The 24,625-nt window shown below is 34.8% G+C and carries 27 protein-coding genes; 12 read left to right on the forward strand and 15 right to left on the reverse strand.

Annotated features, from left to right (window positions below):
* Nucleotides 1-290: 290 nt before the first annotated feature.
* Nucleotides 291-863, forward strand: a complete 573-nt coding sequence (locus CEY12_RS06775) for a helix-turn-helix domain-containing protein (protein ID WP_228409809.1) — start codon at nt 291-293, stop codon at nt 861-863.
* A gap of 61 nt (nt 864-924) precedes the next feature.
* On the forward strand, nt 925-1,488 hold the full coding sequence (locus CEY12_RS06780; protein ID WP_089026973.1) for a DUF417 family protein: 564 nt from the start codon (nt 925-927) through the stop codon (nt 1,486-1,488).
* A gap of 37 nt (nt 1,489-1,525) precedes the next feature.
* Here the strand turns inward: CEY12_RS06780 and CEY12_RS06785 are convergent, their stop codons facing one another.
* Together CEY12_RS06785 and CEY12_RS06790 are read right to left on the reverse strand one after the other, a co-directional pair.
* The gene (locus tag CEY12_RS06785; protein WP_089026974.1) at nt 1,526-2,119 is read right to left on the reverse strand and encodes a hypothetical protein; all 594 of its coding nucleotides are present in this window, start codon (nt 2,117-2,119) and stop codon (nt 1,526-1,528) included.
* 16 nt (nt 2,120-2,135) lie between these two features.
* On the reverse strand, nt 2,136-2,636 hold the full coding sequence (locus CEY12_RS06790) for an RNA polymerase sigma factor (RefSeq protein WP_089026975.1): 501 nt from the start codon (nt 2,634-2,636) through the stop codon (nt 2,136-2,138).
* A gap of 173 nt (nt 2,637-2,809) precedes the next feature.
* Here CEY12_RS06790 and CEY12_RS06795 point away from each other — a divergent pair, with 173 nt between their 5' ends.
* The gene (locus CEY12_RS06795) at nt 2,810-3,544 is read left to right on the forward strand and encodes an SDR family oxidoreductase (protein WP_089026976.1); all 735 of its coding nucleotides are present in this window, start codon (nt 2,810-2,812) and stop codon (nt 3,542-3,544) included.
* Between the two features lie 134 nt (nt 3,545-3,678).
* On the opposite strand, the gene CEY12_RS06800 is transcribed toward CEY12_RS06795, so the two are convergent.
* Nucleotides 3,679-5,307, reverse strand: coding sequence for an NADP-dependent glyceraldehyde-3-phosphate dehydrogenase (locus CEY12_RS06800; protein WP_089026977.1), 1,629 nt, complete (start codon nt 5,305-5,307; stop codon nt 3,679-3,681).
* Nucleotides 5,308-5,477: 170 nt separating this feature from the next.
* On the opposite strand from CEY12_RS06800, the gene tpx reads away from it, so the two are divergent.
* Together tpx and CEY12_RS22840 are read left to right on the forward strand one after the other, a co-directional pair.
* Nucleotides 5,478-6,050 carry a thiol peroxidase gene (gene tpx / locus CEY12_RS06805; protein ID WP_089026978.1) on the forward strand — a complete coding sequence of 191 codons (573 nt, stop codon included), beginning with the start codon at nt 5,478-5,480 and terminating at the stop codon, nt 6,048-6,050.
* 85 nt (nt 6,051-6,135) lie between these two features.
* Complete coding sequence (locus tag CEY12_RS22840) at nt 6,136-6,312, forward strand: bacteriocin-like protein (protein ID WP_410493893.1); 177 nt, start codon at nt 6,136-6,138, stop codon at nt 6,310-6,312.
* A gap of 115 nt (nt 6,313-6,427) precedes the next feature.
* Here the strand turns inward: CEY12_RS22840 and CEY12_RS06810 are convergent, their stop codons facing one another.
* From CEY12_RS06810 to CEY12_RS06835, 7 genes are all read right to left on the reverse strand, one after another.
* The gene (locus CEY12_RS06810; RefSeq protein WP_089026979.1) at nt 6,428-6,865 is read right to left on the reverse strand and encodes a hypothetical protein; all 438 of its coding nucleotides are present in this window, start codon (nt 6,863-6,865) and stop codon (nt 6,428-6,430) included.
* A 558-nt stretch (nt 6,866-7,423) separates the two neighbouring features.
* Nucleotides 7,424-9,409, reverse strand: a complete 1,986-nt coding sequence (locus CEY12_RS06815) for a urocanate hydratase (RefSeq protein WP_089026980.1) — start codon at nt 9,407-9,409, stop codon at nt 7,424-7,426.
* A 330-nt stretch (nt 9,410-9,739) separates the two neighbouring features.
* Complete coding sequence (locus tag CEY12_RS06820) at nt 9,740-10,033, reverse strand: hypothetical protein (protein ID WP_089026981.1); 294 nt, start codon at nt 10,031-10,033, stop codon at nt 9,740-9,742.
* A gap of 54 nt (nt 10,034-10,087) precedes the next feature.
* The gene (locus CEY12_RS06825) at nt 10,088-11,065 is read right to left on the reverse strand and encodes a 2-hydroxyacid dehydrogenase (RefSeq protein ID WP_089029807.1); all 978 of its coding nucleotides are present in this window, start codon (nt 11,063-11,065) and stop codon (nt 10,088-10,090) included.
* Nucleotides 11,066-11,139: 74 nt separating this feature from the next.
* The gene (locus CEY12_RS22225; RefSeq protein WP_157676773.1) at nt 11,140-11,301 is read right to left on the reverse strand and encodes a hypothetical protein; all 162 of its coding nucleotides are present in this window, start codon (nt 11,299-11,301) and stop codon (nt 11,140-11,142) included.
* A 104-nt stretch (nt 11,302-11,405) separates the two neighbouring features.
* Nucleotides 11,406-11,801, reverse strand: coding sequence for a DUF1801 domain-containing protein (locus CEY12_RS06830; protein WP_089026982.1), 396 nt, complete (start codon nt 11,799-11,801; stop codon nt 11,406-11,408).
* 3 nt (nt 11,802-11,804) lie between these two features.
* Nucleotides 11,805-12,458, reverse strand: coding sequence for a protein-L-isoaspartate(D-aspartate) O-methyltransferase (locus tag CEY12_RS06835; RefSeq protein WP_089026983.1), 654 nt, complete (start codon nt 12,456-12,458; stop codon nt 11,805-11,807).
* A 160-nt stretch (nt 12,459-12,618) separates the two neighbouring features.
* Here CEY12_RS06835 and CEY12_RS06840 point away from each other — a divergent pair, with 160 nt between their 5' ends.
* The 6 genes from CEY12_RS06840 (at nt 12,619) to CEY12_RS06865 (ending at nt 18,377) form a co-directional block, all read left to right on the forward strand.
* Nucleotides 12,619-13,581, forward strand: a complete 963-nt coding sequence (locus tag CEY12_RS06840; protein ID WP_089029808.1) for a Gfo/Idh/MocA family protein — start codon at nt 12,619-12,621, stop codon at nt 13,579-13,581.
* Between the two features lie 149 nt (nt 13,582-13,730).
* Nucleotides 13,731-15,461, forward strand: coding sequence for a cellulase family glycosylhydrolase (locus CEY12_RS06845; RefSeq protein ID WP_089026984.1), 1,731 nt, complete (start codon nt 13,731-13,733; stop codon nt 15,459-15,461).
* A gap of 63 nt (nt 15,462-15,524) precedes the next feature.
* A complete protein-coding gene (gene bla-A, locus CEY12_RS06850; RefSeq protein WP_089026985.1) occupies nt 15,525-16,403 on the forward strand; it encodes a CGA/CIA family class A beta-lactamase in 879 nt (292 codons plus the stop codon).
* Nucleotides 16,404-16,489: 86 nt separating this feature from the next.
* Nucleotides 16,490-16,897 (forward strand): hypothetical protein, encoded by a 408-nt coding sequence (locus CEY12_RS06855; protein WP_089026986.1) that lies wholly within the window; start codon nt 16,490-16,492, stop codon nt 16,895-16,897.
* A gap of 19 nt (nt 16,898-16,916) precedes the next feature.
* Entirely contained in the window at nt 16,917-17,807 is an 891-nt protein-coding gene (locus tag CEY12_RS06860; protein WP_172821065.1) for a 3-hydroxybutyryl-CoA dehydrogenase, read from the forward strand.
* A 330-nt stretch (nt 17,808-18,137) separates the two neighbouring features.
* Nucleotides 18,138-18,377, forward strand: coding sequence for a hypothetical protein (locus CEY12_RS06865; protein WP_007845674.1), 240 nt, complete (start codon nt 18,138-18,140; stop codon nt 18,375-18,377).
* Between the two features lie 49 nt (nt 18,378-18,426).
* On the opposite strand, the gene CEY12_RS06870 is transcribed toward CEY12_RS06865, so the two are convergent.
* The 3 genes from CEY12_RS06870 to dnaN form a co-directional block, all read right to left on the reverse strand.
* Nucleotides 18,427-18,837, reverse strand: a complete 411-nt coding sequence (locus CEY12_RS06870) for an META domain-containing protein (protein ID WP_089029809.1) — start codon at nt 18,835-18,837, stop codon at nt 18,427-18,429.
* Between the two features lie 306 nt (nt 18,838-19,143).
* Complete coding sequence (gene pheT / locus CEY12_RS06875) at nt 19,144-21,546, reverse strand: phenylalanine--tRNA ligase subunit beta (protein ID WP_089026988.1); 2,403 nt, start codon at nt 21,544-21,546, stop codon at nt 19,144-19,146.
* 207 nt (nt 21,547-21,753) lie between these two features.
* Nucleotides 21,754-22,884: a DNA polymerase III subunit beta gene (dnaN, locus tag CEY12_RS06880; protein WP_089026989.1), complete on the reverse strand. Its 1,131-nt coding sequence runs from the start codon at nt 22,882-22,884 to the stop codon at nt 21,754-21,756.
* A gap of 201 nt (nt 22,885-23,085) precedes the next feature.
* Here dnaN and CEY12_RS06885 point away from each other — a divergent pair, with 201 nt between their 5' ends.
* Entirely contained in the window at nt 23,086-23,442 is a 357-nt protein-coding gene (locus CEY12_RS06885; protein ID WP_089026990.1) for a diacylglycerol kinase family protein, read from the forward strand.
* 181 nt (nt 23,443-23,623) lie between these two features.
* On the opposite strand, the gene CEY12_RS06890 is transcribed toward CEY12_RS06885, so the two are convergent.
* A complete protein-coding gene (locus tag CEY12_RS06890) occupies nt 23,624-23,956 on the reverse strand; it encodes a gamma-glutamylcyclotransferase family protein (RefSeq protein ID WP_089026991.1) in 333 nt (110 codons plus the stop codon).
* Entirely contained in the window at nt 23,956-24,582 is a 627-nt protein-coding gene (locus tag CEY12_RS06895; protein ID WP_089026992.1) for an SGNH/GDSL hydrolase family protein, read from the reverse strand. The genes CEY12_RS06890 and CEY12_RS06895 overlap by 1 nt, the downstream gene beginning before the upstream one ends.
* Nucleotides 24,583-24,625: the final 43 nt, after the last annotated feature.

Genomic DNA, 24,625 nt, shown 5'->3' on the forward strand with positions numbered 1-24,625 from the left:
TAAAATAAAACCATAAACTTAACTTTGGTAATGGAGAAGACATTTTTTTCAGTCCGGAAACGAGATTCGGAATATTATAAAAGTATTCTCAGTGATTCTTTTTATCATATCTTTTATTTGAAGGAAGTGGAAAAATTATAGTTGATTTTACTGAATATAATTTCGATGGTAGAATTGTTTTTTTCTCATCACCATTTCAGAACATCCAGATCATATGTGATTCAACTATCGATATTGAAGACTTAAGCTTTCACAGCGATTTTTACTGTATAGAATTTCACAAAAAAGAAGTGGCTTGTAACGGGTTGCTTTTTAATAATATTTACCTCTTCCCCTATTTTAAATTAGATCAGGAAGTTTTCAACGAGATAGCGGAATATTTTTCAAAAATCCAAAGAGTAAATCTCCAGGAAGATTTCTCACAAGCCATTTCACAATCCTACCTTCAGCTTATTCTGGCTATTTGCAGTAAAGAAAAAAATAAAATACTTCCCGATAAGGAACTCATTCAGGATGATTTTAAAGAATTAAAATCTTTTCAGAATCTTGTGGAAATTCATTTTCTCACAGAAAAAAATCTATCATTTTATGCGGATCTTTTACATATTGCACCAAATACTTTAAGTAAAAAGATCAAGTCCCGTTTTAATAAAACACCTTCTCAGATCATTCAGGAAAGAGTGATCCTTGAATCGAAAAAACAAATTCACCTCACCCGAAAATCAATTAAAGAGATTGCTGTAGCGCTTAATTTTAGTGACGAGTTTTACTTTAGCAAATATTTTAAAAAACACACAGGGATCTCTCCAAGTCATTTTAGAAGAGAAGCCGGAATTTCGATTGTTGCAGATTTGTACAAGTAAAGTCCATAATTCTCCATTCTATTGAGTAAGCATTCATTCTAATTTTGTAAAAAAAAATAATATGATTGAATTCTTAGCACACTCCCAGAAAAACTTTATTCATATTTTAAGGATAAGTGTTTTTATCGTTATGGCATGGATTGGTGGATTAAAAGCTTTTCACTACGAAGCTGAAGGCATTATCCCTTTTGTTGCCAATTCCCCTTTTATGAGCTTTTTCCTCAATAAGAAAGCCTCAGATACGGATAGTTATAAAGTCCATAAAAACAAGGAAGGCGAAGTTATTCCTAACAATATAAAGTGGCATGAAGCCAACGGCACTTACGTTTTTTCCTATGCATTGGGAAGTTTCATCGTCGGAATTGGTATTCTCGTGATTCTTGGAATTTTCTATCCAAAGATTGGACTATTATCCGGAATTTTAACTGCCGGAATGTCCTTTGTGACACTTTCTTTTCTAATAACGACCTCTGAAGCATGGGTCCCCGATTTGGGCGGCACTGAACATGGATTCCCTTATCTTTCGGGAGCAGGAAGATTGGTGATCAAAGATATTATTATGTTTGGAGCAGGTTTGGTTATCGCTTCAGACTCAGCAAAAAGCATTTTAAACAAAGCTTCATAATGGAATAATTTCGGCGGGCATTCTGCCCGCCGAAATATTATTTTTGAAATTCCATAACAAGTGTTTCTATTGTTGTTATGTATTTGCCATAAAATTTTTGAAACCAGTATTTTCCTAAAAGATATAAAAAGAACAATCCAATTAAAACTGCACTTATTAGAATGGTAGCGATCCTAAGATCACTTAACGGTTCTGGTCTCGGAATAAATTCTAAGACAATAATGATCTCACAAACCAAAAAGGGAATAAAACTGAGGTAAAATGAGAGGTAATATTGTTTATTCAGCTCAAACTGGTGAAGCAAATCCTTTAATCCATCATACGTTTTCATCCCCGGATCACTCATATCTTTATAAAGCTTAAAGAATTTTTTAAAAAAGAAAAAGGTTACTATAGCCATAGAGGCTAAAAGTATGGTGAGATAAAATTTAAATTTAAAAGGGGCTCCACAAAGCCAGACAACAGCAAACCCAAAAATGAAAATTCCAATAGTAGAAAGGAATTCATGCTTCATATTTCTGCGAATCCTTTCTAAAGGAAGGTTGATCTTATTTTTATTTTCAATACTGATTTCAGGTGTCTTTTCAAAGACATCTTCATTCCATGTATTTTTTAGTTCATCTATATTCATTGTTATTGATTTAAAATTAGTATTTATTTGAGTTTAAGATATCTTTCAACTTATTTTTAGCACGATTCATTTTCACCCTTACATTTCCCTCTGAAATCCCCATTTGATCAGCAATCTCACGACCCGAAACATCTTCGAGATAATAAAATATAAAAGCTTTATCTATTGAATTGAGTTGATGAATAGCCAGATACATAGCAGAGAGTTTTTCCTCTTTTCCACTGTCATACTCCTCCTGGGAAATTTTATAATTGGAAATATCTTCATTCGCTATAAAACTTCTTTTCTTTTCAGATTTTAAAAAAATAATCGCTGTATTAAGGGCTATTCTATATAACCATGTAGAAAATTCGCTTTCTCCTTTAAATCCGGGATATGCCCTCCAAACCTGATAGGTAATTTCCTGAAAGAGATCATCGCGGTCATCCTTATTATCCATGTACATCTTAGAAATCTTGAAAATGATTCCTTTGTGTTTTTCAATTTTATCTAAAAATTCTTTTTCTAATGTGCTCATGGTTCTTGGCTCTGAAGAGTTAGTGACAATTCATAGAAAATGTTACAATACTTTGTAAAAAATAATAAAAATTTAATTATATCATTAAAAAAACAGGCTCATTTTTCTTTTTACCATTTGGTAAATCGAATGAAATAGACTTGTAAGAAATTTGCATCATAAAATAAATAGTAATGATACCAACAGCAAATTCTTTAGAAGGAAAAAAAGTAATCGTCATGGGTGGAAGTGCAGGAATAGGCCTTGCAACAGCAAAAGCTGCCGCTAAAAAAGGAGCAATACTTACCATTGTGGCATCTAATCAGCAACGTATAGATTCTGCATTAGGACAGCTCCCTGAAAATGCTACTGGCCAGTCAGTAGACCTCAGTAAAGAAGAAAACATTCGAAACTTCTTTACCAACCAGTCTTCATTTGACCACCTGGTATATACCGCGGGTGAAAATCTCCAATTAACGGATATCAGTGAAACTTCTATCTCAGAAGCTCAAAAATTCTTTACCATAAGGTATTGGGGTGCCCTTGCGGCCGTAAAATATGGGGCATCAAAAATCAATGCGGGAGGATCTATTGTCTTAACCAGTGGTATAGCCGGAAACCGCCCGGGAAAAGGATGGGGAATTGGAGCCAGTATTACCTCAGCTATGGAAGGATTTACCAGAGCAATGGCTGTTGAACTCGCCCCTACAAGAGTTAATATTGTATCTCCTGGTATTGTAAAAACAGATCTGTGGGGTGATATTCCGGAAAAAGCCCGTGAGGAAATGTATCAACAATATTCCGATACATTACTGGTCAAAAAAATAGCCAGCCCAGAGGATATCGCTCTTGCTTATATTTATCTCATGGAGCAGAGTTTTAGTACAGGTAATACGATTGTAGCTGATGGGGGTGGGTTGTTAATTTGAACTACTGGGTCCGGGTTTTAGGGTTTTAGAGTTTTAGAGTTTTAGAGTTTTAGAGTTTTAGAGTAAGTTAAAAGAAAAACCGTACTCATTTTAGATGCAGTACGGTTTTTTATTTTGAAGTGATTGCTTTAATCTTAGAAGATATAATCTGTACTTAAGAAATTAGAATCATGTTCTCTGACAATGGTATTTAAAAGCTCTTTATTGGACTCCGTCAATTTTGCTGCTACCAAAGATCTTATAGAAAAAGAACGAAGAGCATCAAATACAGAAAGAGTCCCTTCCGCACTGTCTTTTCTTCCGGTAAATGGGAAAACATCCGGACCTCTCTGTGCCTGACAGTTAATATTCACTCGGCTTACAAGATTAACAAATGAATCAATAAGTTTTGAAACTTCATGTGGATCTTCACTAAAAATACTTACCTGCATTCCATGGGAAGCATTTACCTGATAATCGATCGGCTCATCAATACTGTCAAAAGGAACGACAGGTATTACAGGCCCAAATTGTTCTTCATGATACAATTTCATTTCGCTGGTAACAGGGTAAACTACTGCAGGAAATACGAAAGAGGCATCATTGTATCCTCCGTTCTCATTCAATATCTTAGCTCCATGCGCAATCGCATCATCAATACACTCTTTCAGATATGGAGGCTTATTCACTTCAGGAAGCGGGGTTATTTTCACATCCTTTTCCCAGGGAAGTCCCGGCTTCAAAGCAGATACAGCCTTATTTAATTTTTCTGTGAATTCTGCAGCAACTTCTTTTTGTACAAACAGTAATTTTAATGCTGTGCATCGCTGCCCGTTAAAAGAAAGCGCTCCTAAAATACATTCATTGACGGCTACATCAAGATCAGCATTTTTTGTAATGATCGCTGCATTTTTTGCATCAAGACTTAAAATCGCACGTAAACGGTTTACTTTTGGATGCAGCTTTTTCAATCCATTAGCCACTTTACTGGATCCGATAAATGCCAACACATTTACTTTCCCACTTTCCATAATGGGAGTAATGATTTCAGAACCTTTTCCATACAGTGTATTTACCGTCCCTTTTGGAAATGCTTCTTTAAATGCATTTAATAATGGATAATGAGCCAAGACCCCATGTTTAGGGAGTTTAAATAAAATAGTATTTCCCATAATCAATGCCGGAATCAATGTGGTAAATATCTCATTTAAAGGATAATTAAAAGGTCCCATACTTAAAACAACACCCAACGGAGCTCTACGAATTTGGGCAATCGTTCCTTCTGCCTGCTGGAAACGTGAGGATTCACGATCAAGATCCTTTAATGCATCAATGGTCTGATTGATATAATCCACGGTGCGGTCGAATTCTTTGGTAGAATCAGCAAGCGTTTTTCCAATCTCCCACATCAAAAGTTTGATAACAAGATCACGCTGCTGGATCATTAGATAAACAAATTTCTGCATACATTTTATGCGTCCCTCTACAGACATTGTCGGCCATTCTCCAAGACCATTATCATAAGCTTGTACACATGCTTCAAGAACTTCCATAGCATCTTCAGGGCTTATATTGGGAATACTACCCAATAGTTTTCTTTCAAGTCCGTTTTCTGTAGGAATACAAACCGGTGAATAAATATTTGTAACCTCGCCCTTCCACTCTACCAGTTCACCATTCAGCAAGTAGGTGCGCTGATGAATTTCCTGAACTTTAAATTCTTCAGGGATTTCATTCTCACTTTTAAAGATTCCTTGAAATGACGAATTATGTACTGAATCCATATTTTTTATCTTTTTAATAATTAAGTGTCCACTTTTTATTAGAATAAAGGTAGACGTTAGAATTGATTATAAAAATAGGCAGTTAATAGATTCGGTCTATTTAAAGACTGTTTGAATTAAAATTAATATTCAATCCAAAAAAAGAATAATTTTGTTAAAAAATAAATTCAATGTTTTCAAAATTAATTTTCACCACACTATTGTCTTTCTCTGTATCTCTTTTTGCCCAAAATTCAAAAACGGCCAATACAGTTATGATGGGAGGAAAACCAGTAAGTACTTATTCCAAATTACCGGCTGTCAATAAAGCTGCGCCAAAGTTCACTCTTACAGATGTTGGAATGAAAGATCAGACCTTAGATTCTTACAAAGGGAAATTTTTGATTCTTAATATTTTTCCAAGTGTAGATACGGGGGTTTGCTCAGCTTCAGTGCGTCACTTCAATGAAGATGCGGCCAACCTTCCCAATACGGTTGTTCTTTGTATTTCCAAAGATCTGCCTTTTGCACAAAAAAGATTTTGTGGAGCTGAGGGGATCAAAAATGTGGTAATGCTTTCCGATTTCCGTTCTGATTTCGGAAAAATGTACGGTGTAGAACTCACAGACTCTGTTATGAAAGGTCTTTTAAGCAGGGCTGTGGTTGTAATTGACCCTTCAGGGAAGATTGTTTACGAAGAGCAGGTTGCTGACATTTCACATGAACCGAATTATGAAGCAGCAATTAAGGCTGTGAAAAATTAAGTTTAGTTTAAAAATAATTTGTTCGCTAATGCTTTAAATGGAGAATATTCCTATATTTAAAACTTAAACGAATTAATAATTTACTATGAAAAATTTTAAAAAGATCTCAAGAGAACAATTAAAAAATGTACAAGGAGCAGGTTCTTTACCACAATGTCCGGTTGGATATATCTACAGATGCGAAGCCGTAGGTGTATGTGATGAAATAAGTGGTCAAGATGACTGTGCATGTGGATGTGTAGTTAAACCTGTGAGACCATAAAAATTCAAACCCTCTTTCCAGAGGGTTTTTTATTGTTTATAAATAAGCTATCGATTATGATCAGGAAAAAGCATTATTTTATCTAAAAATCTATTGACTATATTTTAGTCATCTCCTATTCCATAAAACTAGCTGTGGAATAATACAGAAATAGTAAAGCCAAGGCATCGTCTACAGAATCATCAAGTTCAATACTAAAGGTAGGATCTTTAAACCACTTCCTATGGGTCTGGATATCTATCAGTAACTTTTTCTGTTCGTAAAGCTGCATTCCTTTACCGAATTTAAAATGGCAGATCTTCACTTCTTTACCAGTTTTAATGATCCTGTCTTTACCAAAGTCTGTATAGTAAAGTACTTTTCTTCCATCTGAAAGTTCAATATCATTCCATAAAAAGCCTACATTTTTAATGTCGTAGCGCTTAGAATCACATAAAATAAATTTTTTCCACGAAATTAATTTACTTGTTTCGACAATTTTTCCAATTTCAGAATTATTTTCTGAAAATAAGGTTAACTGTCTTTTTCCGAATTTTGCTGTATATCTTTTCAATAATTTAATTTTTAAATTAAAAACGGTTAAAGCTTCATAAAAAATTTAGTCATCCTTAGTGATCTCTTTTTTTACTCTCTATAACAATTACTCCATATTCTCCAGCATTTCCATACAACTTTTTCGCTTCCTAATGAAAGCACCCTTACAATTTGTATTTTATCGGGATCATTTTTTTCATTTTATCTTCTGAAATCTTTTTATTATCTAATAAAATCAAAGGTTTTGTAGATTCAATATGTTCTTTTGTAGATATCCCTAGCCAGTCAGTTTTTCACAATCTACCTCTAATTACTAGCCTATCAATATTTCTTTTTAATCAACTGTTCCACTATATCTTTTTTCATTTGTATCAAAGAATAACAAACTCTTTATCAGAAAATCCACTAAATTATACCCCCTTTTTTCTGGAAACTCCATAAAACCACATTTTCCATACGGGTTTCATTTCATTCCAACTTTCACGGCACATCCAATTTTTATTTTTTTCATTATTTTGTATAAAAATAAAAAAACTTTGCAATAAGCAAAGTTTTTTATTAAATATTTTTTCAAAAATTATAATAAATTATCATCAACCATATTAGGAAGAGTAACTTTTAAATTCGGTTCTACTTCCATTGCTCTTTTGATTGCAAAGATGGCACCTTCATTTCTAGCCCAACTCCTTCTTGAAATTCCGTTATTGACATCCCAGAAAAGCATAGATTTCAATCTTCTGTCTGCTTCAGCACTTCCGTCTAGTAACATTCCAAAACCTCCGTTGATCACTTCTCCCCATCCAACACCACCGCCATTGTGAATAGACACCCAGGTTGCCCCACGGAAACTGTCACCAATCACATTATGGATAGCCATATCCGCAGTAAATCTTGAACCGTCATAAATATTTGAAGTTTCTCTGTAAGGAGAATCTGTTCCTGATACATCATGGTGATCTCTTCCTAAAACTACCGGACCAATTTCTCCGCTTTTTATCGCTTTATTGAATGCCTCCGCAATTTTCATTCTTCCCTCTGCATCAGCATAAAGAATTCTTGCCTGAGAACCTACGACAAGTTTGTTCTCCTGCGCTCCTTTGATCCATTGAATATTATCTTTCATTTGCTGCTGAATCTCTTCAGGAGAGTTCTTCTGAATCTCTTCTAAGATCTGACAAGCAATTTCATCTGTCTTTTGAAGATCTTCCGGTTTTCCACTTGTACAAACCCAACGGAAAGGTCCAAATCCATAGTCAAAACACATAGGTCCCATAATATCCTGAACATAGCTCGGAAATTTAAATTCTCTGCCTAAGGTAGGATTATCCGCCATGACATCCGCTCCTGCTCTGGATGCCTCTAATAAAAAGGCATTTCCATAATCAAAGAAATAGGTTCCCTTTTCTGTATGTTTATTAATTGCAGCAGCATGTCTCCTTAAAGTTTCCTGAACTTTCTCTTTAAATAATTCAGGATCTTCAGCCATCATCGTATTCGATTCTTCAAAACTTTGTCCCACAGGATAATATCCTCCAGCCCATGGATTATGAAGAGAAGTCTGATCAGAACCTATATCGATTCTTAAATCTTCTTCATCAAATTTTTCCCAAACCTCAACAATATTTCCAAGGTATGCCAACGAAACCGTTTCTTTATTTTCCTGCGCTTTTTTTACTCTTGTTACCAGTTCGTCTACATTGTCATGGATTTCATTCACCCATTTCTGATCGTGGCGGATCTTTGTGATCTTAGGGTTTACCTCAGCACAGACGGTAATACACCCTGCAATATTTCCTGCTTTTGGTTGTGCACCACTCATTCCTCCTAACCCAGAGGTTACAAATAGGCCTCCCTTCGTTTCCTTTTTTATCTTCCTGAAAGCATTAAGAACGGTAATGGTTGTACCATGAACAATCCCCTGTGGCCCGATATACATATAACTTCCCGCAGTCATCTGTCCATACTGAGAAACCCCTAATGCATTGAACTTTTCCCAATCGTCCGGTTTTGAATAATTTGGAATCACCATTCCATTGGTTACCACTACTCTAGGTGCATCTTTATGTGAAGGAAATAATCCCATCGGATGCCCTGAGTACATCGTCAGGGTCTGCTCATCTGTCATCTCAGACAAATACTTCATCGTTAAAAGGTATTGTGCCCAATTTTGGAAAACAGCTCCGTTTCCGCCATATGTGATGAGTTCGTGTGGATGCTGTGCAACTGCATAATCAAGATTATTCTGAATCATCAGCATAATCGATTTAGCCTGTTCAGATTTTCCTGGATAATCAGTAATCGGCCTTGCCTTCATTTCATAATCCGGACGGAAACGATACATGTAAATTCTACCATATTTTTCTAATTCTTCTTTAAATTCCGGTAGTAATTCAGCGTGAAATTGGGGATCGAAATATCGTAAAGCATTTTTCAACGCTAGCTTTTTCTCCTCCTCACCTAAAATTTCTTTACGCTTGGGAGCATGATTAATATTCGTTTCGTATGGTTTTGGTTGTGGCAACTGATTAGGTATACCCTGTTGTATCTGTTCTTGAAAAGTCATAACTATATTGAAGTTCTACGTTTAAAATTCAAAGTTTTAAAGATATTCAAAATAGAAAATATAATGCAAAGAAAACATGAAAAATTCCCCTCTCAGGGATGGCTAATTATTGTAATTAGCCTAAATTACAATAACCACTTTGTTTAAAAATGATAATTTCCGCCGATAAAGCCTTCCAATCCCAACCACTCCTCTTGTAACCAAAGCCCCCTTAAAAAAAAGAATGATAGATTCTTAAAAAAATGTGATTGCATCTTATTTTCACAAACTGATAATAAAAAACCTTACTCGCTTGAGTAAGGTCTGATCTATATCGTTTCATTGAATACTTTATGTAAGAACATCATCATTTTCTTCTTCATGATCGTCATTGTTATCACTGGTACTCCAATAATTATTTTCTTCATCTTCTGATCCTACTTCTTCCATATCATCATCTTCCTCAGAACCCGGAACATCCAGATCCATTTCCATCTCATAATCATCTTCATTTTCATTCAGAATAGGATTTCCATCGCCATCTAAAGGAATATGTTTTTCTTTATTGAAGAAATCTTCGTTGGGATTATAATCCATTTCTCTTAATCTTCTATTTTGCTCGTTGATGTTATCTTCTGGTATCATACTATTAGTATTTAGTGTTGACTCATATAAAACAAAAATAATTCCAAGTTGTATTTAATTGCCTGAATAAATGTCAGGATTAACACAATGAGGCATTCTTTCTCCTTTTGAAAATGCAATTATATTTTCAGCTGCTAATTTTGCCATTCCATTTCTTGCTTCAACCGTAGCTGATCCAATATGCGGAAGGACACAAACACTTGAAAGTTCCAATATAGGATCATCTTTTACAATAGGTTCCGGATTGGTAACATCTAAACCGGCACCCCATATTTCCCTGGAAACCAATGCCTCATACAAATCATTTTGATGGTGAAATCCACCTCTCGCCGTATTGATAAAAATCGCATTGGGTTTCATGTTTTTAAAAACAGAACCATTGAAAAGATCTTTATTTTCAGGTTTGAAATTAGCATGAATACTTAAAACATCAGAACGTTCGATTAACTCCTCAAAGGAAACATACTTTGCATCGAGTTCTTTTTCAGCTTCCTCATTACGATGCCTGTTGTGATAAATAATATTCATATCAAAAGCCTTCGATGATTTTTTTGCCATTTCAAAACCGATCCTTCCCAGCCCAAAAATACCTAAAGTCTTTCCATAGAGTTCCTGTCCTAATGCATGAAGAGGATCAAAATCCCCCCAATTGCCATCTTTCACTTTCTGGTAATTATAACTGGCTCTTCTTGCTACGGACTGCATTAATAAAAAAGCTACATCAGATGTTGCTTTACTCAGCACATCCGGTGTATTTCCAATCGGTATACTTTTATGAGTAGCCGCTTTAACATCCACATGATCAAAACCAACTGAATACAATGCAATAGCCTTTACATTAGGGCACTGTTCAAAAAAGTCCTTATCAAAGGAATGAACTCCAACATTTAAAATTGCATCTGTATTTTTACAATAGCTCAACCACTCTTCCTTAGAAAGATTTTCATTTTCCGGTATGATCACTTCTACACCTGCTTCTTCAAGCAATTTTATTCCTATTTCAGGAATCCTTTTATTGAGGAATACTTTCATTATACACAATTTATTTTTTTCCAATAAAAAAACCTCACTCATTGTATAAGTGAGGCTTAACTTTAATATAAAAATTACTTCTTCTCTTCTGATCTTTTTTTATTCTCCCTAACTTCGAAAAACATTTCCTGAGTATCTCCCGAAACATCTTTTACAGATTTTTGTGCATAGCTCATAAATTCATGTTTTGTTTCTTCATTATTAAGAGATCTCGTTATAAATACTTCAATATTCATTCCGAAAATCATTCAGAAAGTGATTCCAGATGATCTCCTTTTTTCAATCCTCCATTACAAAAAGGATAGAAGCTATAATAGATTTTTTGAATGATAAACAAAATTTATATTAACCGTATCAATTCTCCTTTTCTTTTGACAATGTTTTTATAGTCCCACTGAATGCGTTGCGATTTTTCAAGCCATCTTTTCAGATCAGCTTCATCAATTTGCTCTGGTGATGTATATCTGATCTCCGCAGCCTTAAAAGAACCTTCTACTTTCAGGTCGCTTTCCTCAAAAGATTGTCCACTCCAAAATAATAAGCGTACAGAATCTTTCAACTTACTATACCCAACAATAGGATTTCCATCTAAAAACCAAACGGGATGTCTGTGCCAGATTTTATTTTCAGCCTCCTGCAGCTGATGACCGATAATCACAGAGAGTTTTTTGCAGATTTCCTGATCCGATTCTTTCGATTGTGTATTGTTATAATCTATTGTATCGGGATGTATCATATTTTATGTATTGGTATTGTTAAGCATTGGAACAAACTTATATGCACCAAACTCTTCTTTTTCAATCTCCGTTGGAGAAATTTTTGTAAACCTATATAATACCTGTTCATCAGTAGGTCCTAACGGAATAACCATTTTTCCGCCCACTTTCAATTGCTTTAATAATTCAGTCGGCAGTACAGAAGCTCCGCATGTTACAATGATCTTATCAAAGGGAGCAAATGTTGGCAATCCGGCAAAGCCGTCCCCAAAACTCTGAAATTTTGGAAAAAGGTGAAGTTCCCTCAGTTTTTTCTTAGAAAAATCAAATAAATCTTTCTGTCTTTCTACTGTATACACCAAAGCTTTCATCGTTAAAAGAACAGCAGTCTGATACCCACACCCAGTTCCGATTTCAAGGACTTTTTCTCCGGGTGTTACTTGTAAAAGCTCCGATTGCTCAGCAACCGTTGAAGGGTGAGAAATGGTTTGATGAGCCAGAATAGGAAAAGCACGGTCTTCGTAGGCATAGTCTTCAAAAATACTTTCAATAAAAAGATGCCTCGGAACTTCATTCATGGCCGAAAGTACATTTTTATCTGTAATCCCAATTCTTTGTTGAAGATATTCAACTAAAATTTTTCTTTTTCCTTTATGTACAAACGAATCTTGCGTCATTAAATAATAGTTATTAGGTTGCTGATGGTAGTTCCTCACAAAAATAAGAATTAGATTTTAGATTTCAGGAAACCTCCGGAATTTTTGCTGATTAAAGTCAAAAGTCTTTATATCTAAAATATCATACCTAATGTATATCTTTACAAAAATTAAAAAAGCTATGTTGAAAGCAGGTTTGGTAGGCGCCGGACATTTGGGAAAAATACACTTAAAACTTCTCAATCAATCAGATAAGTATGATTTTGTAGGTTTCCATGATAAAGATGTAGAAAACGGAAAAAAAATAGAAGCCGAATTCGGTTACAAATATTTCGAAAACTTCGATGATTTATTGAATCAGATCGATATGTTGGATATTGTAACACCCACGGTTTATCATTACGATTACGCATTAAAAGCAATTGAAAAAGGATTGCATTTTTTCATTGAAAAGCCTGTAACGCAAACGCTTCAGCAAGCAGAGGAGATCCTTTACAAATGTCGTGAAAATGGGATAAAAGCTCAGGTAGGCCATGTTGAAAGATACAATCCCGCCTTTATGGCAACCAAGGAATATATCAAAAATCCAATGTTTATTGAAATTCACAGGTTGGCAGAATTCAATCCCAGGGGAACAGATGTTTCTGTAGTACTGGACTTGATGATACACGACCTGGATATTTTACTGAGCATGGTGAGATCAAAAGTAAAAGCAATCCATGCCAGTGGTGTCTGTGTAGTAAGTAAAACTCCGGATATTGCGAATGCTAGAATAGAATTTGAAAATGGATGTGTTGCCAATCTTACCACTTCAAGAATTTCTATGAAGGCGATGAGAAAAAGCCGTTTCTTCCAGAAAGATGCCTATATCTCGGTTGACTTCCTTGAGAAAAAGGCAGAAGTCATCCGAATGAAAGATGCCCCTGAGACCCCTACTCCATTTGATATGATCATTGAAAATGCTGATGGTGAAAAGAACCAGATCTTATTTGAATATCCAAACATCCAGCCTAACAATGCTATTTTAGATGAGCTCAATTCGTTTGCAGATTCTATCACCGAAAATAAAAATGTAGAAGTATCACTGGAAGATGGTACGGAGGCATTAAAGGTTGCTTTAGAAATCATGAAACTGATAAGCTAAGTAACAATAGCTATAAAAAACATTCCTCTTTAAATTGTTCATATATTTAAAGAGGAATTTTAATTTTTATTCAATATTTTTTAAATATATTTGTGATTAGCAAACTTATAATTCTAAAAACAATCCCATAATCTTATAAAATCAATACTATGAAAAGAACCATCCTAATTTCCGCTTTATTATTGTCTCAATTTGGGACATCACAATTACTCAAGACAAGCGGTCAAAAGATCGTAAATGACAAAGGTGAAAATATCCAGCTTAAGGGGCTCGGTTTGGGAGGATGGATGTTGCAGGAGGGCTATATGCTGAAAACAGCAGATTTTGCCGGTCCTCAATATAAAATCAAACAGAAGATCTCTGAACTGATTGGTGAGGAGGGAATGAAAGAATTTTATAAATCTTATTGGAAAAATGGAATTACCAAGCAGGATATTGATTTGCTTGCAAAAGCAGGCTTTAATTCCGTAAGGCTTCCGATGCATTATAATTTGTATACACTCCCGATTGAAAAAGAACCGGTAAAGGGCCAGAATACATGGCTTGAAGAGGGTTTTAAAATGACTGATGATCTTTTGAAGTGGTGTGCCGATAATAAAATGTATCTGATCCTGGATTTACACGCACTTCCCGGGGGGCAGGGAAATGATGTAAACATTTCTGATAACGACAAATCTAAACCATCACTTTGGGAAAGTGAGGAGAATCAGAAAAAGACCATTGCTTTCTGGAAGAAGCTTGCAGAACGTTATAAAGATGAGCCCTGGATAGGAGGTTATGACCTCATTAACGAACCTAACATCAATTTCACGGGGAAAAACCCAAATGGAACAGATGAAATGTCTAACGCTCCCCTATGGAAATTCCAGAAAGAGATCACAGAAGCCATTCGTGAAGTGGACAAAAAGCACATCATCATTCTCGAAGGAAACGGATGGGGAAATAACTATAATGGGCTGACTCCACTTTGGGATAATAATCTTGTTTTCAGTTTCCATAAATATTGGAATAATAATGATGATGCAACGATAAAGGGAATCCTTGATTTAAGAGAGAAACATAATATTCCGATCTGGCTGGGAGAAACCGGAGAAAACTCCAATGTATGGTTTACAGAACTGATCCAGCTGATGAATAAACACAACATCGGTTATGCTTTCTGGCCAATGAAAAAGATTGATAATACAGCAGGAATTGCCAATGTAAAAATTACCCCTGAATACCAGAAACTTTTAGATTACTGGAAAAATGGTGGTGAAAAACCAACAAAAGAGTTTGCAACAAAAGCTTTAATGAAAATTGCTGACAACTATAAATTCAGCAACGTTGAAATAAAACAAGATGTTATCGATGCCATGTTCAGACAAATAACAGATGATTCTACAAAACCATTTAAAAACCATCAGGCACCTGGAAGAATTTTTGCTGCAGACTATGATTTGGGAAGAATGGGTTCTGCCTATATGGATAATGATTTTACCAACCTTTGGGTAAGCGATCCGGCTAAAAGATCCGAATGGAATTCCGGTCACCAAATGAGAAATGATGGAGTTGATATCTATTTGTGTAAGGACAAGCCGAGCAATCAATACTACGTGGGAAAAACGGAAAAAGGAGAATGGCTGCAGTATACCATCAACAGTAAAACAGACAAAGGATACACTTTTGATATACGATATGCTGCAGGTAGTGATTCAAAAATAAGGATTGAAGATGCAGGAGGGAAACAACTCGCCACAGTTTCATTACCTTCAACAGGGGGGAAAGATCAGTGGAAAACAATCTCAGTTAAAGGTGTTAACCTGAAAAAAGGAGAAAACAAGATCAGGGTCATCTTTGAAAATGATGGTGTTGACCTCAATTACTTCGAATTAAAATAATAAATATCTTAAATTTCAAATCCCTTTAGAATCTAAAGGGATTTATTTTTTAAATTTACCCTTATGAAAAAAACAGGATTTCTTCTTCTTTTGATCTCAGCATTTAGCTTTGCTCAAACAACGTCACTGGAACAAAAGATCAACTCTATTGTAAATGGCAAAAATGCGACCGTAGGTGTTTCTGTCCTGAGCATTGAAAATGATTTCAATTATAACAAAAACGGGGAGAAAAAACTTCCGATGCAAAGTGTTTTCAAATTTCACATCTCCTCTGCTGTTTTAGATCTTGTTGATAAGGGAAAACTCTCATTGGATCAGAAAGTTTTAATTAAAAAATCCGATCTCCTGGATGACACCTGGTCTCCGATGCGGGAAAAGTATCCTGCAGGTAATGTTGAACTCCCTTTAAGTGAAATTATCGATTTTACCGTTGCTCAAAGTGACAATAATGGATGTGACATCCTTTTACGATTAATTGGAGGAACATCTACAGTACAGAAATTCATGAATTCAAAAGGAGTAAAGAATTTTCAGATCAAATTCAATGAAGAAGAAATGCATAAGGGCTGGAATGTGCAATATGAAAATTTCAGCACGACCAATTCTATTGTAGATGTATTGAAAAAGTTTTATCAGGGAAAACTACTTTCAAAAAAATCGACTGCCTATCTGATGAAAGTAATGCTTGGAACAAAGACCGGAGCCAATAAGTTGGTTGAACAACTTCCTAAAAATACGCCAGTCGCACATAAAACAGGTTCTTCAGGCAAAAATAAAGAAGGGCTTACCGGTGCAGAAAATGATATGGGAATTGTGACCCTTCCCAATGGAAAACACTATGCAATTGCTGTATTTGTAAGTAATTCCACTGAAACAGAAGCCGTAAACTGTAAAATCATTTCTGATCTTTCAAAGGTAGTTTGGGATGATTTTAATAAGTAGATTTTAAAGCTTAATTTTAAGCGAAAGAAAAAAGGCTTCATGTCTTAAAAAAAGAGGCTTAATTAACCTTAATTCTATTGATCAAAATGAAAAAATTAGCAATACTTCTCGGTATTTTTTGTGGTACATTCTTTTTCTCACAAAAGAATCAAAACTATTTACAGGTGGGATACGCAAGTATTTGTTGCGGAACTCCTTCTGAAGACCCTGTCATTAATTATATTTCAAAATTTCAAAAAAAGAATAAAACCAAACCTTTCGAAATTTACAGAGAAAGTGGCTTGGGAAGAGAAGGTGAATTTAACCTTTATATCGGAGTCGATGCTTTAGCAAAAAGAAAAAAAAGTAAATTCATATCGGGTCTTAAAGCTGCTATTTTTTCACAAAATGCACAAAGAAAAAGCAACAGTGGAAATGTGAATTTTGATGAAGCACAGGTGGTAACAAAAGCTGACTTAGCCAATTCAAGAAATCTAACTATCTATAAAAAATAATTTAATTAAAGGAAAAATGATCAAAAACGTTGTAGTTATCGGAGCTGGAACCATGGGAAATGGTATTGCACATACTTTTGCGCAAAGCGGATTTAAAGTAAGCCTGGTGGATGTATCTCAGGAAGCTTTAGACAGAGGAATAAAAACCATCACCACCAACCTCGACAGAATAATTGCAAAGGGTAACCTTACAGAAGAGCAAAAAGCAGAAACTTTAGGAAATATCACCACTTTTACAGAACTGAAGGGGGCTGTAGGAGCAGCTGATCTGATCGTAGAAGCAGCGACTGAAAATCAGGATCTGAAGTTAAAAATCTTTGGACAAATGGATGAATTTGCTCCTGAAAACTGTATTCTGGCAACCAATACTTCTTCCATTTCTATTACGAAAATAGCAGCAGCAACGAAGAGAGCTGATAAGGTGATCGGTATGCATTTTATGAATCCAGTACCTATCATGAAATTGGTAGAAATCATCAAAGGGTATTCTACATCAAAAGAGACTTTTGATACGATCTATGAAATGAGTAAAACCCTAGGAAAAGTACCTGTAGAGGTTAATGACTACCCAGGTTTTGTTGCTAACAGAATTTTGATGCCTATGATCAACGAGTCTATCGAAACATTGTATAACGGAGTGGCAGGCGTTGAAGAAATCGACACTGTAATGAAACTCGGAATGGCTCACCCAATGGGACCTCTTCAGTTGGCTGACTTTATTGGTCTTGATGTTTGCCTGGCTATCCTTAATGTCATGTATGATGGTTTTAAAAATCCTAAATATGCTCCAAATCCACTTTTGGTGAATATGGTAATGGCAGGAAAATTAGGAGTGAAATCTGGTGAAGGTTTTTATGACTATTCTGAAAGCAAAAAAGCAGAAAAAGTTTCGAAAATGTTCTCTAAATAATTCTCTGAACTACTTTTATATATTCAGACAGTAGGCTCTTGCTTGCCATCTGCAATTAAAAAAACAAATACTATTTGGTCATCACCAGCAAGTGATGACCATTTTTTCATTTCTTTATTAATAAGTCCCGGAAACAGGACAAATTAATTCTTACACTACAGATATGGCGCGGCTATCAGTAGATTTTAATGGTATAATTTGACTTTAAAGCGTGTAGACTTCTTATAGAAAACATCTGTTACTGGGTGCAAAGTTTTACAAAAAAACAGGCTCGACGAGAACAAATATCAATAATTTTATTATCTTTGAAAAAGTTAAAATATTAAAAAAATGAAATTACCAAAGTTTTTATTAGCAGATAATTCGGAATTTCCTGAGGATTTATTCGTGGTTCATACAGAATACCCAAGATTTATCTTAAACGTTGAGGAAGAAGAAGTTGAGTGGCTTGATGATTTGGAGGGTGACGATGAAGAGACCATGGCAGATGAAGCTACTAAAGTGGTAGAAGCAGCTTTCAAATGGTGTGACGAAGAATTGGCTAAGTACGACGAAGAAGAGGAAGAATAAGAAAACCTTAAAACATAAAAAAGGAACTCAATTGAGTTCCTTTTATTTTTTATTCTGATTTATTGAATTTCAATAACAAAAGATTGTCTTTATACAATTCTAAAGTAGTTCCGGAAATTACATATTTATTAGCTTTTCCCACCATATCCATAAAGTTCTGCTCCACATTCATATTGTCACAAGCCATTTTTGTAGACCCCATTGGACCCGCAGAAAAATTACCTGTTGAAGCATCCAGCTTTACTGTTCCAAAATAGTTGTTACATCCCCCATTTCCATTGATCTTTTCTCCTTCGATATTCAATGTAGGAATTTTTCCTTTCACATTATCTGCTAAGGTCCATTTTGTATTTACTAATGAAGGCTGAGATTTTCCTACTTTTGAAGCAGATGCGCTTGACATAGTTCCGCACGACGCCAAAATCACGGCTGCACTTATACTTAAAAAAAGATTTTTCATTTTTTTCTTTTTTGATTTTACCAAATTTACGGAAATTATATTACCTAAACGGTTTTCAAAGAATTTTATTATTCATCTATCCTTTGGATCTATAATTTATTTCCCGCAAATGGGGAGATAGGTTTTGGCTAAAGCCGAAATATGTAGATAATTATTTTAGGTAGGCTAAAGCCTACCTCTATTGATATTCATTTCATTTTTCTTTCAATGTATTTGGCTAAAACATACATTCTCCGACATATCTGTATTATATTAAAACAAAAAAAACGGGCTAAAGCCCGTTTCAATATATTTATATGTTTTATTTTATGATCTCAATTCTGCATTAAAGTCTTTTTGGAAAGATTTAATTAAAGAATCCATCACTTCGGAAATTTCTTTTTCCTCCAAAGTTTTTGTTTCATTTAATAACTCAAAGCTCATCGCATAAGATTTCTTTCCTTCCGGAAGATTTTTCCCTTCATATACATCGAATAAGTTAATATCCTTAATGAATGGAGATTTATTCTTTTTTGCCGTTTGATATAATTCCTGATACGTAATATTCTTATCAATCAATAGTGCTAAATCTCTTCTGATCTTATTGAATTTAGGAATATCCTTAAATTTCAGTTCATTAGTAGAACGCAATTGCTGAGCCATTTCCAATTCAATTTCTGCATAGAAACAATCCTGATCAACATCAAAATCTTTTAATAATCCTGCAGAAACTTTTCCAATTCTTACTAATGTTTTTCCATCTACTTCATAAGCTAATGCATCAGAGAATCTTTCATCAGATAAAGCTACCTCTTTATAATCAATCGCCAGTTTTTCCAGCAATACCTTTACATATGCTTTAAGGTTATAAAAATCAGTTGCCGATTTAGGTTGTAACCAGTTTTCTGCAACATCTCTTCCAGAAACAAGAATTGCTAATTGTTTTCTCTCTTCATATTGAGCTCTTTTGTGATAGATCTTTCCAAACTCAAAGAACTTGATATCCTGATTTTTTCTATTGATGTTGTAAACTGCATTTTGAAGAAGACCTTCCAATAAAGATTTTCTCATGAAAGCTAAATCACCACTTAAAGGATTCAGTAATTTTACTGCATCTGTTTCGTCTTTTACAGAAGTTAATGAATTATTCATTACTTCATTAAAACCTAAACTCTGCAATGTTCTTGCCCAGTTATTCTCCAATTCATCCTGATCGTTAGCGCTCAGCTTTACAGGTGTAAATGAAATCTTTTGTGGAGCATCAATTTTATTGTATCCATAGATTCTTAAAATCTCCTCAATAACGTCTATTTCTCTCGTTACATCAGCTCTGTAGGCAGGAACAGAGATTTCCAATCCATTCTGAATTTCATTTAAAACTTTGATCTCAAGAGCTTTTAAAATTTCTTTTACTTTCTCTCTGTGAATCTTAGTTCCTAAAATCTGTTCAATTTTAGAGAATCTGATAATTACATAGCTGTCTTCGATTTTCTTTGGATACTCTTCCAATAGTTCACCTACCAATTTTCCTTCTGCAATTTCCTGAATCATTTTGATTGCGTGGGTAATTGCTGTTCTGGTAAGATTTGGATCTACTCCCCTTTCAAATCTGAAAGATGCATCCGTATTCAACCCATGAAGTTTAGCCCCTTTTCTTACCGCTACCGGATTGAAATAAGCACTCTCCAGGAATATTGTTTTTGTTTCGTTGGAAACTCCGGAATTAGCACCACCGAATACACCGGCAATACACATTGGTTTATCTTTTCCGTCTTTGATCATTACCTCAGAACCATTCAAAGTTCTTTCAACACCATCTAAAGTCGTAAATTTTGTTCCCTTTTTTACGGTTCCTACTTTTACTTTTTTATCTGCAATCTTATCCGCATCAAAAGCATGAAGTGGCTGTCCAAATCCATGAAGAATATAGTTTGTAATATCTACAATATTGTTAATCGGGCTTAATCCGATTGCTTTTAATCTGTTTTTTAACCAAGCCGGAGATTCTGCTACTTTTACATCTTCAATGACAGCACCAATATATCTTGGACACAGATCTGTATTTTCTACTTCTAAAGTAAAGCTATGAGCACCTTCATTATTTAATGGCTCAGAAGCTACTTTTTCAAACTGCGCTTTCTGCTGATTGGTTGATAGAAACGCATATAGATCTCTTGCAACTCCATAGTGTGACATTGCATCTGTTCGGTTTGGTGTCAAACCAATTTCAATCACCTCATCATTCGTCAGTTCAAAATAGTCTGCAAAATTCTTTCCTACCTCATATTTCGTTTCATCCAAAACCATGATTCCTCCATGATCATCACTAAGACCTAACTCATCTTCAGCACAGATCATTCCCTGGGAAACCTCGCTTCTGATTTTTGCCTCTTTGATTTCAAAAAAGTTACCGGTTTTATCATAGATTTTTGTTCCAACAACTGCTACAGGAACTGTTTGTCCTGCCTCTACATTAGGAGCACCACATACAATGTTAAGTACTTTTCCATTTCCTACATCTACAGTTGTTTTCTTTAGTTTATCGGCATTTGGATGTTTTTCACAGGTTAAAACTTTACCTACTACGATTCCTTCCAAACTTCCTTTTACACTTTCAAATTTATCTATACCTTCAACCTCAAGACCAATATCTGTAAGGAACTCACCGATTCTTTCAGTTTTCAATTCCGTCTTTATGTAATCTCTTAGCCAGTTATTTGATATTTTCATCTGCTTAAATCTATTTTTTTATCGGTTAGATGGTACTGTTATAAGCATTCATCTACTTTATTTTGAAAAATTCCACTTCGAATTTTGCGTTTACAAAGGTCGTGTTTTTTTAAGAAATAACGAAATTTTTAACTTCTCAACTGACCTTAAAAACAAAAAAAAGAGGTCTTGAAAATTCAAAACCTCTGTTATTCATGTAACTTAATCTTATAATCCAATTACAGGCATTGATAACATTAAGATATTTTCGTTTTCTTCAAGACCGTCAAGAGGTTCAATAATTCCCGGTCTGTTGGGTTGAGACATTTTCATTGTGATATCGTCAGAACCAAGGATCGTTAACATTTCAGTTAAGAACTTAGAGCTAAATCCAATGTTGATATCTTCGCCGTTATAATCACAAGGAATCTGCATATCTGCTTTGTTTGCATATTCTGTATCTTCTGCATGAAGGTGAAGAATGTTTGCAGACAATTTAAATCGAACCTGATTGGTTGATTTATTAGACATGATTGATGCTCTTTTAATCGCTCCTAATAAAAGATTTCTGTTGATCGTTAATACATTCGGGTTTTCTTTTGGAATTACCGCTGTATAGTTAGGATATTTCCCATCGATCAGTCTACAGATCCAGATATGTTTACCAAAAGTAAATTTAGCCATGTTCTCGTTGAAATCAATCGTCACATCTTCATTAGAACTTGCTAAAATATTTTTGAAAATATTCAAAGGTTTTTTAGGCATGATGAATTCCATCGGTTCGGCATTCATCAGATCCATTCTTTTATAAACAACCAATCTGTGAGAATCTGTAGAAACAAAATTCGTTTCATTCTCTCCAAACTGGAAAAGAACTCCTGTCATTACCGGACGTAAAGAATCATTACTTGTTGCAAAAAGCGTATTGGTAAGTGCCTCAGAAAGAACTCCTGCAGACATTGTTACACTTTGAGAAGCATCAAATTCAGGTAATTCCGGATAATCATCTGCATTATCCAACGCTACCGCGAAATTATCCTTTTCATCTAAAATCTCCAGCTGGCTCCCTGTTCCTTCTGCGTTATCCTTTACAGATAACGTAAGCGGTTGTTCACCATAAGTTTTGATAAAATCTTGAAAAATTTTAGCAGGAACAGCAAATTTACCCGAGTCATCAGACTTCACTTCCAAAGAAGTAACAAGCGTTGTTTCGCCATCGGATGCCGTAATGGTAACTTGAGTTTCGTTTAGTTCGATAAGATAGTTTTCTAAAATCGGTCTCGATTGAGAGCTTGATATTACGCCACTTACAGTTTGCAAAGCCTTCTGCAGTTCACCACTTGAAATAATAAATTTCATAGATTTAAAAATAAATTTTTACAAATATAATAAATAGAAAATAGATTAAAAAATATAATTCTGAGAGTTATTAACAACGAGTAAAAGATTTTTATAGCTACTTCCGGTACACTTTTTCATGATTATAAAAACATCATAAAGGATTAAAGATAGGCATTTTCTTTAAGCAATTAATTATATTTGTACATAATCTTTTTGATCATGCGTAAACCACCTATCCATAGAAGTTTCCTGAATGCTTTTCGAGGTGTTTTTTTAATGGTAAAAAGCGAAAGAAATTTTCAGATTGAATGTCTGGCTCTGTTGATCAATCTGTTTCTCGTCTTTTATTTACAGCTGTCAAAGCTGGATGCAGCCCTGATTCTTATCGTCTCTTTCGGTGTTCTAAGTACTGAAATTCTCAATACAGCCATTGAACGGATATGTGATATCATTCAACCGGAATTTGACAGGAGAATTGGATTTATTAAGGATGTTTCTGCGGGTGCAGTAATTCTTATGGCGATTGTTTCGGTGATTGTTGGAATTTTGGTGTACTGGAAATATATTTTCATTTAAATTGCATTCCTAATAAGCACTCCCGCAGATTATGCAGATTGAGCATATTTTTCCGGTTTTCATTAATTAGCCCTATGTCTATAGTAAAAAAGCTTTATTGTGTCATTCAGAGCGAAACGAAGTGAAGCCTGGAATCTCTACCATTTTAATAGATACATACACAGACCGTTTTTATTACAAATTATTTCACAACATAAATAAATCCCTTTTTACCTGATCTAAAAGTGGTTTCAATCCTCTTATAATCATCTACTTCATATTCATCAGCCTGAAGGATTTCACCATCAGTAACTTCAAAAAGCATTCCCTCCACTTCGTCTTCAATCATTCCTGAAAACTCCAAAATCGGATGATACTTCTGATTACTTTTTCTCAGCACTTCAGGATCAGTGATCTCAAGCATTTTGAGTTTACATCCCATAAGAATATCTTTTTCACCGTTCAATACTCTTCCAAATGTTTCTGTTTGAACCTGTTCATTCTGTAAGGTTCCGTATGAAAATAAATAGGGCATTATAAATATTTTTCGATAATTGGTATTGCAATTTCCGCCATTGTTCCATAGCCTTTTTCATTGGGATGCACTCCATCCTGAGAGAGTAAAATTTCTTTATCCATCAAGAATGCAGCATAAAAATCGATATAAGCACATGAATTTTCAAGGGCAATGTCCTGAAGAATTTTATTATATACTAAAACTTCATCATTGGTCCTTAACTTTCCGGAAGCGACTTCAATTCCATCTACATTTTTAGAAAATGGTAAGATACTTACGAGATAAATATCGTCGGTATATTGTTTCGCAGAATTGATTGCGGTTTGAATATGTACTTTAAACTGTTCAGAGCTCACCATTTGGGATCCCTCTTTTATAGCCAGATCATTTGCTCCATATGCTAAAAAGACAACATTTCCTTCAGCTGAATATCGCGCATCCAATTCATGAGATATCCTTTTTACAAGACCTTCAGTTGTTTCTCCGCCAATTCCTAAATTGTAAACAATAACTTCGTTACTTCCTTCATGGAATTTTTGTAATGCATATCTTTTCAAAATATCTACCCAGCCTCCAAATACTCCGTCATATTCGCCATAAGTGATACTGTCCCCAAAGAACAGTGCATATATCATTCTTTTCATTTTTACAATTTATTTTACCCTTGAAAGAGTCTAATATAGCTTG

Source organism: Chryseobacterium sp. T16E-39 (genome assembly GCF_002216065.1).
Lineage (GTDB): Bacteria > Bacteroidota > Bacteroidia > Flavobacteriales > Weeksellaceae > Chryseobacterium.